This window comes from Rhizobium sp. M10 (assembly GCF_002531955.1).
Taxonomy (GTDB): Bacteria; Pseudomonadota; Alphaproteobacteria; order Rhizobiales; family Rhizobiaceae; genus Rhizobium; species Rhizobium etli_C.
In genome coordinates this window covers 1-860 of sequence record NZ_NWTA01000081.1, presented here as the reverse complement: position 1 = coordinate 860, position 860 = coordinate 1, and the positions used below count along the sequence as shown (strand labels likewise).

Below are 860 nucleotides of genomic sequence, written 5' to 3'. Positions count from 1 at the left end.
GAGGCGACCATCAGGAAACCCTTGCTGTAGGCGACCGTCTCGTAGGACTTGAACTCGTCGGGGGTGACGAAGCTTTCGACCTTGTGGTGCTTGCGGGTCGGCTGCAGGTACTGGCCGATCGTCAGGAAGTCGACATCGGCGGTGCGCAGGTCGTCCATCAGCTGCAGCACCTCGTTGCGCTCCTCGCCGAGGCCGACCATGATGCCCGACTTGGTGAACATGGTGGGATCGAGTTCCTTCACCCGCTGCAGCAGGCGGATGGAGTGGAAGTAGCGGGCGCCGGGGCGAACCGTCAGATAGTTGCCGGCAACCGTTTCCATGTTGTGATTGAAGACGTCGGGCTTGGAGGCGACGACACGTTCCAGCGCGCCCGGCTTTTTCAAGAAGTCCGGCGTCAGGATCTCGATCGTCGTTGCCGGCGAGGCCGCACGGATCGCCCAGATCACCTTTTCGAAGTGTTCGGCGCCGCCGTCCTCGAGGTCGTCGCGGTCAACCGAGGTGATGACGACGTGGCTGAGGCCCATTTCCCGGACGGCCTTGGCGACATTCTCGGGCTCGGCCATATCGAGCGCATTCGGCTTGCCGGTGGCGACGTTGCAGAAGGCGCAGGCGCGGGTGCAGATCTCGCCCATGATCATGAAGGTGGCATGCTTCTTGTCCCAGCACTCGCCGATATTCGGGCAGCCTGCCTCCTCGCAGACGGTGACGAGCTTATGCTCCTTCACGATCGCCCGCGTTTCGGCATAGCCTTTGGAGGTCGGCGCCTTGACGCGGATCCAGTCCGGCTTGCGCATGACTTCCGTATCCGGCCGATGCGCCTTTTCCGGATGGCGCACGCGCTTGGCGTCGGGATTGATCGT

General features: G+C 63.0%; 1 protein-coding gene. It reads right to left on the bottom strand.

Translation table 11 applies throughout. The features are described 5' to 3' along the window. Nucleotides 1–860, bottom strand: an 860-nt coding sequence (lipA, locus tag CO671_RS33120) for a lipoyl synthase (RefSeq protein WP_245425056.1), incomplete at both ends; no start/stop codon positions are given.